The organism is Pseudorhodoplanes sp. (assembly GCF_046289595.1).
Taxonomy (GTDB): domain Bacteria; phylum Pseudomonadota; class Alphaproteobacteria; order Rhizobiales; family Xanthobacteraceae; genus Pseudorhodoplanes.
In genome coordinates, this window is sequence record NZ_JBKBVB010000160.1 from 1 (window position 1) to 8,381 (window position 8,381).

Annotated in this window: 8 protein-coding genes; 5 read left to right on the plus strand and 3 right to left on the minus strand. The window is 63.8% G+C overall.

Annotated features, from left to right (window positions below; translation table 11 throughout):
- The first annotated feature begins 315 nt into the window (after positions 1 to 315).
- Positions 316 to 1,353, plus strand: a complete 1,038-nt coding sequence (locus tag ACK41X_RS21600; RefSeq protein ID WP_409727754.1) for a glutamine synthetase beta-grasp domain-containing protein — start codon at positions 316 to 318, stop codon at positions 1,351 to 1,353.
- A gap of 109 nt (positions 1,354 to 1,462) precedes the next feature.
- Here the strand turns inward: ACK41X_RS21600 and ACK41X_RS21605 are convergent, their stop codons facing one another.
- On the minus strand, positions 1,463 to 2,416 hold the full coding sequence (locus tag ACK41X_RS21605) for a ring-cleaving dioxygenase (protein ID WP_409727757.1): 954 nt from the start codon (positions 2,414 to 2,416) through the stop codon (positions 1,463 to 1,465).
- 777 nt (positions 2,417 to 3,193) lie between these two features.
- On the opposite strand from ACK41X_RS21605, the gene ACK41X_RS21610 reads away from it, so the two are divergent.
- The 3 genes from ACK41X_RS21610 to ACK41X_RS21620 all read left to right on the plus strand — a co-directional run bounded on the left by ACK41X_RS21610 (position 3,194) and on the right by ACK41X_RS21620 (position 5,390).
- Complete coding sequence (locus ACK41X_RS21610) at positions 3,194 to 4,096, plus strand: SDR family oxidoreductase (protein ID WP_409727759.1); 903 nt, start codon at positions 3,194 to 3,196, stop codon at positions 4,094 to 4,096.
- Between the two features lie 24 nt (positions 4,097 to 4,120).
- Positions 4,121 to 5,050, plus strand: a complete 930-nt coding sequence (locus ACK41X_RS21615) for a histone deacetylase family protein (protein ID WP_409727762.1) — start codon at positions 4,121 to 4,123, stop codon at positions 5,048 to 5,050.
- 88 nt (positions 5,051 to 5,138) lie between these two features.
- Positions 5,139 to 5,390: an exodeoxyribonuclease VII small subunit gene (locus ACK41X_RS21620; RefSeq protein WP_409727771.1), complete on the plus strand. Its 252-nt coding sequence runs from the start codon at positions 5,139 to 5,141 to the stop codon at positions 5,388 to 5,390.
- A 90-nt stretch (positions 5,391 to 5,480) separates the two neighbouring features.
- Here the strand turns inward: ACK41X_RS21620 and ACK41X_RS21625 are convergent, their stop codons facing one another.
- Together ACK41X_RS21625 and ACK41X_RS21630 are read right to left on the minus strand one after the other, a co-directional pair.
- Complete coding sequence (locus tag ACK41X_RS21625) at positions 5,481 to 6,053, minus strand: hypothetical protein (RefSeq protein WP_409727765.1); 573 nt, start codon at positions 6,051 to 6,053, stop codon at positions 5,481 to 5,483.
- A gap of 55 nt (positions 6,054 to 6,108) precedes the next feature.
- Positions 6,109 to 7,848: an ABC transporter ATP-binding protein/permease gene (locus ACK41X_RS21630; protein WP_409727768.1), complete on the minus strand. Its 1,740-nt coding sequence runs from the start codon at positions 7,846 to 7,848 to the stop codon at positions 6,109 to 6,111.
- Between the two features lie 263 nt (positions 7,849 to 8,111).
- Here ACK41X_RS21630 and ACK41X_RS21635 point away from each other — a divergent pair.
- Positions 8,112 to 8,381 (plus strand): MATE family efflux transporter (locus ACK41X_RS21635; protein ID WP_409727774.1); only part of this gene is annotated, 270 nt, incomplete at its 3' end.

Here is an 8,381-nt window from a genome sequence, read left to right on the forward strand (position 1 = left end):
GCCGAATGCCTAGTGTGGTGGTTCGGAAATCCGCTCATTCTCGCCGCAACCTCTACAAGCGGATTTCCGAACCAAACCACACTGGAATCATAGGTTTGCTGGTGTCCTTTCGAACCCGAACTCCGCTCACGAGCAAGCCGAAGAAGGAGGCGGACTTCGGATTCGGGACACCAGAGGGCGCTGCCGCGCGGATTGGCACATTCCATGCTTCGGATGAGCCATTGCCGGCAGCGGGGCGCGATCCGGCACCCCGATGCCCCATCGGGATTTCCATCTCCGCGTCGACAGATCCAGAGAGACCAAAAAGAGAAGCCAATGCCAAAGTTCAAGCTCGAGTATATTTGGCTCGACGGCTACACGCCGGTTCCGAACCTGCGCGGCAAGACCCAGATCAAGGAATACGAATATTTTCCGACCCTCGAGCAGCTGCCGCTCTGGGGCTTCGACGGCTCTTCGACGTTGCAGGCCGAAGGCCATTCGTCGGATTGCGTGCTGAAGCCGGTTGCGATCTATCCGGACGCCGCCCGCAAGAACGGCGCGCTGGTCATGTGCGAAGTGATGATGCCGGACGGCGTCACCCCGCATCCGTCAAACACGCGCGCCACCATCCTCGACGATCCGGATGCCTGGTTCGGCTTCGAGCAGGAATATTTCTTCTACAAGGACGGCCGCCCGCTCGGCTTCCCGACCGAAGGCTATCCCGCCCCGCAGGGCCCGTACTACACCGGCGTCGGCTACAAGAATGTCGGCTCGGTCGCACGCCAGATCGTCGAGGAGCATCTCGAGCTCTGCCTCGCCGCCGGCATCAATCACGAAGGCATCAATGCCGAAGTCGCCAAGGGCCAGTGGGAATTCCAGATCTTCGGCAAGGGCTCGCGCACCGCAGCCGACCAGATGTGGATCGCCCGCTACCTGATGATGCGGCTCTGCGAAAAATACGGCATCGACATCGAGTGGCATTGCAAGCCGCTGGGCGACACCGACTGGAACGGTTCAGGCATGCACTCCAACTTCTCGACCAAGTATATGCGCGAAGTCGGCGGCAAGGAGTATTTCGAAGCGCTTATGAAGCAGTTCGAAAAGAATCTGGAGGACCACATCGCGGTCTATGGTCCGGACAACCACATGCGCCTCACCGGGAAGCACGAGACCGCGCCGTGGAACAAATTCTCCTACGGCGTCGCCGATCGCGGCGCCTCGATCCGCGTGCCGCATTCCTTCGTCAACAACGGCTACAGGGGCTATCTTGAGGACCGCCGCCCGAACTCGCAGGGCGACCCCTATCAGATCGCTTCGCAGATCCTGAAGACGATTTCCGAAGTGCCGACCGGCGCCAAGGCCGCGGCGGCCTGATCATTACGGGATTGCAGTCCCGGCTTCGGTCCCGATGTCAGCGGGACCGAACGTCAAGCGGGGGAGGAGCTTGGTCGTCCCTCCCCCGATTTTATTTCAACCATTGGCTTCACGCCGTCAGCGGCTTCAGCCCGGCCTCGATCTGCGCGCGGCGCTTTTCCAGGAACGGCGGCAACGCCAGCTTCTCGCCGAGTGTCTCCATCGGCTCGTCGGCGTCGAAGCCCGGCCCGTCGGTCGCGATCTCGAACAGGATGCCGTTCGGCTCCCGGAAATACAGCGACTCGAAATAGAAGCGGTCGACCTTGCCGCTGTTCGGCACCCGCAATTTGACCAGCCGGTCCGCCCAGGCATCGTATTCTGCGCGGTTCGGGGTGCGGAACGCGACGTGATGCACCCCGCCTGCGCCGGGCTGCGCCAGCGGCAATTTCGGCCGCACCGCGACATGCAGCTCGGCCGCGGGACCGCCCTCGCCCATCTCGTAGACATGGACGATGTCTGAGTCCGAATCCGGCACCGGATAGTCGCGGACATGGCGCATCAGCATCAGCTCGCGCAGCACGATATCGGTATGGCTGCGGTCCGGCACCGACATGGTGATCGGACCTAAGCCCCGGATCTGATGCTCCGCCGGCACCGTGCTCTTCGCCCATGGATGCGCCTCGCCCTTCCCGCCGTCATCGATCAGAGACAGCCGCTGGCCTTCCGGGTCTTCGAAGTCGAGCGTGAAGCGGCCGTCGCGTTCGCCGATCTCGCCCACCTTGACGCCGGCCTCACGAAGGCGGCGATGCCACCATTTCAGGCTGTCGTGGCCGGCGACGCGCAACGCCGTCCGCGTGATCGTATGATTGCCGCGCCGCTCCGGGGCGGCCGGAAAATCGAAAAAGGTCAGGTCGCTGCCCGGCGAGGCGATGCCGTCGCCGTAGAACAGGTGATAGGCCGACACATCGTCCTGGTTCACGGTCTTTTTGATCAGCCGCATTCCCATCACCTGCGTGTAGAAGCGCAGATTGCCCGGCGCATCGGCGGAGACGGCGGTGAGGTGATGAATGCCGGTGAGCTGCATGATGACTTTCCTGATGAGGAGATGGCGGGGCTGGCGAGGAGGATATGAGCCCGGTCTCGCACGCGATGTAGGGACGGCGCTGCAATCGTGCCAGCGCAGAGATTTCGCAAAAGCCGCGGACAGCCCGGAAAAGCGATTGACAAACGCTTCGATATATGATTTTTTTCCTATATCCCGCCCCAAAGCGAGGGGCGTCTCATGAGCGTCACAAGACGCGGGGCGGGATGCGGTGGCCGTGCGGACGCGCGAGACGTGGCGCGCCGCATGGAGGCCCAAGCTGCTGGGTTCCGGCGAAGGATGCGCCTTCGTCACTTGGGGGACCGTGGTGGCCGGACCGAGTACGGACGCCACATCCGGAAAGGTTTTAGGTCAGGTCGTCGCAGCGGTGGATAGCTTCGTCAGTCCACCGGGGTCCAGCGGAGCAAGCCTTCAAACACCGCGCGCGGAACGCCGGGGGACCGGCGGTCCGTGATGACTGCAATCTCGTGTGTGCACACTCATTTCGCACACGAGGCCATGGGCTGGCTGAAAGCCCGGCGTACGCAGACAAGTTTACGCAGTCTGCGCAAGCTTGACTGCGACGCGCCCTCGCGCAAGCGAAGGCAAGGGACGAAAGAAGGAGGTTAAGGCGATCCCGGCGCCTCAAACAATACGGGCGATGACGCTCGCCTGCATGCGAGCGTTCTACTGAACCAGCCCGCTGCATGGCGCCTGCGCGCTCGACATTGACTCGGTCGCCGCAGCCATGTCCCATCGCCGCCCGCCATGGAGGCCGCAATGTCCCTGAAAGGCAAGACCCTGTTCATCACCGGCGCCTCGCGCGGCATCGGTCTTGCGATCGCGCTCCGGGCCGCACGCGACGGCGCCAATATCGCGGTGGCGGCCAAGACCGCCGAACCGCATCCGAAACTGCCCGGCACGATCCACACCGCGGCCGCCGAGATTGAGCGGGCCGGCGGCAAGGCGCTCCCCCTCACCGTCGATGTGCGCGACGAGGAGCAGGTCAAGGCCGCATTGGCGCGCACGGCGGAGACGTTCGGCGGCATCGACATCGTGGTGAACAATGCCAGCGCCGTGCAGGTGACGAATGTCGAACACACCGACATGAAGCGCTACGACCTGATGAACGGAATCAACGCGCGCGGCACCTTCATGGTTTCGAAATTTGCCATTCCCTATCTGGAGAAGGCCTCGAACCCGCATATTCTGATGAATTCGCCGCCGCTCGACATGAAGGAGAAATGGTTCGCGCCGCACACCGCCTATACGATGGCGAAGTTCGGCATGAGCATGGTGGTGCTGGGCCTCTCCGGCGAACTGCGGCCCAAGGGCATTGCGGTGAATGCACTGTGGCCGCGGGCGACGATCGCCACCAGCGCGATCCAGAATTTGCTCGGCGGCGACCAGGTGATGCGGATGTCGCGCACGCCCGAGATCATGGCCGACGCCGCCTATGCGATCTTCAACAAGAAGGCAGCGGACTTCACCGGGCAATTCCTGATCGACGATAGCTTCCTCTATGGCGAGGGCGTGCGCGACTTCGAAAAATACCGGGTCGATCCCGCCATGCCGCTCGCCGAGGTGTTCTTCACGCCGGACGAACCGCCGCCGCCGCCCGGCGTTGTCATTGACGCAAGGCGCGATATCCGTGACCTTGAGGCTTCACGCGCAAAGTCCTGACCTGAGTCCGGTACCCCGCTCCGCATGACCACGTTGCTCATCAGCCACCCGGCCTGTCTCGATCACGTCACCCCGCCGGGTCATCCGGAACGGCCGGACCGGCTGCGCGCCATCGATCGGGCGCTGGAGAACGAGAAATTCGCCAATCTGGCGCGCGAACAGGCGCCGATGGCCGATATCGAGACCGTCGCGCTGGCCCATCCCCGCGAGTATGTCGAGGCGATCCGGGAAGCCGCGCCGCGCGAGGGCATGGTGGCGCTCGATGGCGATACATCGATGTCGCCGGGTTCCCTCGAAGCGGCGTTGCGGGCTGTCGGCGGTGCGGTGCTGGCGGTGGACGAGGTGGTCGGCAAGAAGGCAGCCAACGCCTTTGTCGCAACGCGACCGCCCGGCCATCATGCCGAAAGCGTGCGGCCGATGGGCTTCTGCCTGTTCAACAATGTGGCGGTCGCCGCGCGCCACGCGCAGAAGAAGCACGGGCTTGCGCGCGTCGCGATCATCGATTTCGACGTGCATCACGGCAACGGTACCCAGGAAATCTTCTGGAGCGATCCGACCGTGATGTATTGCTCGACGCACCAGATGCCGCTCTATCCCGGCACCGGCGCGAAATCCGAGCGCGGCGACCACGACAACATCGTCAATGCGCCGCTGCGGGCGGGCGACGGCGGCGAACAATTCCGCGCGGCGATGAACGAAGTGATCCTGCCCCGGCTGGAGGCGTTCGGACCCGATCTCGTGATCATCTCGTCGGGCTTCGACGCCCATATCCGCGATCCGCTGGCGAGCCTGAATTTTACCGAGGCCGACTTCGCCTGGGCGACGAAAAAGCTGATGGAGCTTGCCGACCGCAAGGCCGGCGGCCGCGTGGTCTCGGCGCTGGAAGGCGGTTATGATCTGCAGGGTCTGGCCGGCTCGGTCGACGCGCATGTCACGGCGCTGATGCGGGGGTAGCGCTGGTCATTCCGACACGCGCCAGCGTTCGCCTTCGGCAAGCGCCGCGGAATGACTATAATTGATCAGAATCAAAATCAGGACCGACATGGCCGAGAACAACCATAACGACGTGACCACCATGCCCTTCGAACGCGCGATCGAAGAGCTGGAATCGATCATCAAGCGGCTCGAAGACGGCAAGGTTCCGCTCGCCGAATCGGTCGAGATCTACGAGCGCGGCGAAGCCTTGAAGCGCCGCTGCGAGGAATTGCTGAAGGCGGCCGAAGCGCGGGTGGAGAAGATCACGACCGGCGTCGACGGCAAGGCCAAGGGGACGACGCCGCTGGATGTGACGTAGCATAACCCACGCGGCCATTGCCGGGCGTGACCCGGCAATCCATCAAACGATAAGAATGGATGCGCGGGTCACGCCCGCGCATGACCAAAACTACTTCTTCCGGTACACAATCAGCGTCTTGAAATCGGCGACGCGTTCGACCGGCTTTTCCTTTTCCCAGACGGGCAGAATTTCCGCCGTGCGGTCCTTGCCCATCGAGTTCATGTAGAAAATCAGATATCCGCCCGACCGCGTTTTGTCGGTGAACAGATCCAGCACCTGCCGGTCGGTCATGCCGCCATATTCGGGGCTCGCGGTGTTCGGGAAGAAGAACTCGCACAGATGCACCATTGTCACGATGTCGAAGTCGGGCAAGAGGCGCGGATTGGTGAGATAGATGTCGCCGAAATACGCGATGTAGCTCTTCGCCACGGCCGAGTTGGTCGAGACCAGCTTGATATAGGCCTCGTATTCCTCGATCGAGGCGGTGATGGCGAGCACCGCGTTGTTGGAGCCGTTGCGCGACTGTTCGATGCCGACCACATGGTGGGTGCCGGTGCCGAAATGGAAGATGGTCTTGTTCTTCAGTCCCTGGTCGGCGACCCAGTCGTTGAAATGGACGTCACAGGGACAGACGTCCTCGTGCAGGTCCCATTTGTCGGTCCAGTAATTCATCTGCAGCATGGCGCTTCCCCACGGGCTTGCCGGACAGGCATCATTCTCAGGACCATGCGCTAGCTTAAGCCGGAACCGTTGCCAAGGGGCGGCCGGACGGCCCCGGCTCGTCCCGGCGCAACGCGACGATTTTCTGGTGGTATTCCCGCAAAACCTCGCGCCGGTCGATGGTCAGGACGATGGTTTCGGGCAATTTTTCGAGAAGCGTGGCGTAGAGCTCGCGCCCCGAGGCGTCGGCCAGCGCCGCCACCGGCTCGTCGAACAAGAGCACGGCCGGCTTGCGCAGGAGCGCGCGGGCAATCCCGATCCGCTGCTGTTCCCCGCCGGACAGGAGCACGTTCCAGTCGGCCTCCTCGTCGAGCCGCGGCACGAGATGAGCGATGCCGGCAGCCTCGAGCGCGGCCACGATGTCGGCTTCCTTCACCTCCTTCTCCGTGCTGGGATAGGCCACCGCGCGGCGCAGTGTGCCGAGCGGGAAGTAGGGCCGCTGCGGCATCACCAGCACCTCGCCGCCTTTCGGGAATTCGACGCGGCCCTGCCCGTGCGGCCACAGACCCGCCAGCGCCCGAAACAGGGTGGACTTGCCCGAGCCCGAGGGGCCGGTGATCATCACGCGGTCGCCGGGCCTGAGCGCCATCGCCGGCAGCCCTGCCACGTCCGAACCGTCCGGCAGCCGGATCGACACGCCCGATACATCGAGATCGCGGCCGCCATCGCGCGACACGGCGATGACGCCGCTTGTCAGCGTGCGGCTCTCGTCGACCGCGGTCATCGCATCTTCGAAGCCGGCAAGGCGATCCACCATCGCCTTCCACTCCGCGATCTTGGGATAGGAGCTGATGCAAAAGGCAAACGCGCCCTCGACCCGAATGAAGGCAAGCGAAGCCTGCATCAGCGATCCGAGCGGGATGGCACCGACCAGATAGGCCGGCGCCACCATCAGGACCGGCACCACCGTCGATGCCTGTCCATAGGCGGCGATGAAACCGACCAGCCTCGTCTGTGTCGCGACCAGCCGCGTCCAGTTCGCTACCAGATTGGAGAAACGATGGCTCAGCTCGGCACGTTCGACCGGTTCGCCCCGCATCAGCGCGATCGGCTCGGCATGGTCGGCCGCCCGAACGATGGCGAAGCGGAAATCGGATTCGAATCGCTGCTGGTTGAAGTTGAGCGGGATCAGGCGATGGCCGATCCAGTGCGCGAGCAAGGTACCGATACCGGCATAGAGCAAGGCCGCCCAGATCAGCCAGCCGGGTATCGTGCCGCCGCCGAGACCCGGCACCGGCGTCGCCGCCGACAGCCCCCACAGGATATAGGCGAAGGACACCAGCGCCACGATGCTGCCAAGGAGACTGGTCGCAAGTTCGTGGGTGCGCTGAATGAACAGGTAGACGTCGCTGGCGATGCGCAGATGGATGTTGTCCACCTGCGGCGCGACGATGCGGACGCGATCCTGACGCCCTTTCGCCATCCAGACCGAGACGTAATTTGCGGTGAGCCAGCGCCGCCAGCGGATCTGCAATGTCTGGCCGAAGAAATATTGCGACGCTCCCGCGACCACCGCACTCAGCACGATGAAGCCGAAAAAGATCAGTTCGCTATAGAAAGCATTCCAGTCGCGGCTTTCCAGCGCATTGAAGAAGCGGGCATTCCAGTTGACCGCGGCGACCGCGACATAGACCAGCGCAAGCTCGGCGCCGACAATGGCGAGCAGGAGCAGCCGGGCGGTCCAGCGCTCTTCCGAACGGAAATAGGGAAGCGCCAGCCGCAGGAAGGTACGCAGTGCGAGGACAATCCTGTCCATCGGCAATCCCCCTCAAGGCCCGCGGGCTGCGGGCGTGGATTTACGGCGGGACCGGACCAGAAACGCTGACCGGCACCGGGGCCTGATTCGCCCATTCGCGCGACCGCCTCCACCCATCACCCGAAAGAATGGAACCCGGCTGAATTCCAACACTTTTCGCCCTTACCTGCCCCGTCACGCAAGCGTCACGTGCGTCCGCCAAAGCCAGACGTAAAGGCTGCGTGTGTTGCCGCGGTCCCGCCGGACGGCCATACCAGATGACAATGCAAAGCACCCTGACCGCCGGGGTTCCTGCCCCGGCCGAATCCGCCTCGCACTGGCGCGCCGAACTGACCGAGACGCTGCGGCTTGCCTGGCCGATCGCGCTGACCCAGCTCGGCCAGATCGCGATGATGACGACCGACCTCGCCCTGCTTGGCCGGCTGGGCGACCACGTCGTCGCGGCGGCTTCGCTTGGCCATACGGTGCTGTTTGCGGTCTTTGTCCTCGGCATGGGCCTGGTCTCGGCGGTCGCTCCGCTCGCCGCGCAGGCC

What these genes read in the sequence shown, in the direction of transcription:
- ACK41X_RS21620 (WP_409727771.1), top strand. Translation starts at nt 5,139, where the DNA reads ATGGCCGAGAACAACCATAACGACGTGACCACCATGCCCTTCGAACGC.
- ACK41X_RS21630 (WP_409727768.1), bottom strand. Translation starts at nt 7,848, where the DNA reads ATGGACAGGATTGTCCTCGCACTGCGTACCTTCCTGCGGCTGGCGCTT.
- ACK41X_RS21625 (WP_409727765.1), bottom strand. Translation starts at nt 6,053, where the DNA reads ATGCTGCAGATGAATTACTGGACCGACAAATGGGACCTGCACGAGGAC.
- ACK41X_RS21610 (WP_409727759.1), top strand. Translation starts at nt 3,194, where the DNA reads ATGTCCCTGAAAGGCAAGACCCTGTTCATCACCGGCGCCTCGCGCGGC.
- ACK41X_RS21605 (WP_409727757.1), bottom strand. Translation starts at nt 2,416, where the DNA reads ATGCAGCTCACCGGCATTCATCACCTCACCGCCGTCTCCGCCGATGCG.
- ACK41X_RS21600 (WP_409727754.1), top strand. Translation starts at nt 316, where the DNA reads ATGCCAAAGTTCAAGCTCGAGTATATTTGGCTCGACGGCTACACGCCG.
- ACK41X_RS21615 (WP_409727762.1), top strand. Translation starts at nt 4,121, where the DNA reads ATGACCACGTTGCTCATCAGCCACCCGGCCTGTCTCGATCACGTCACC.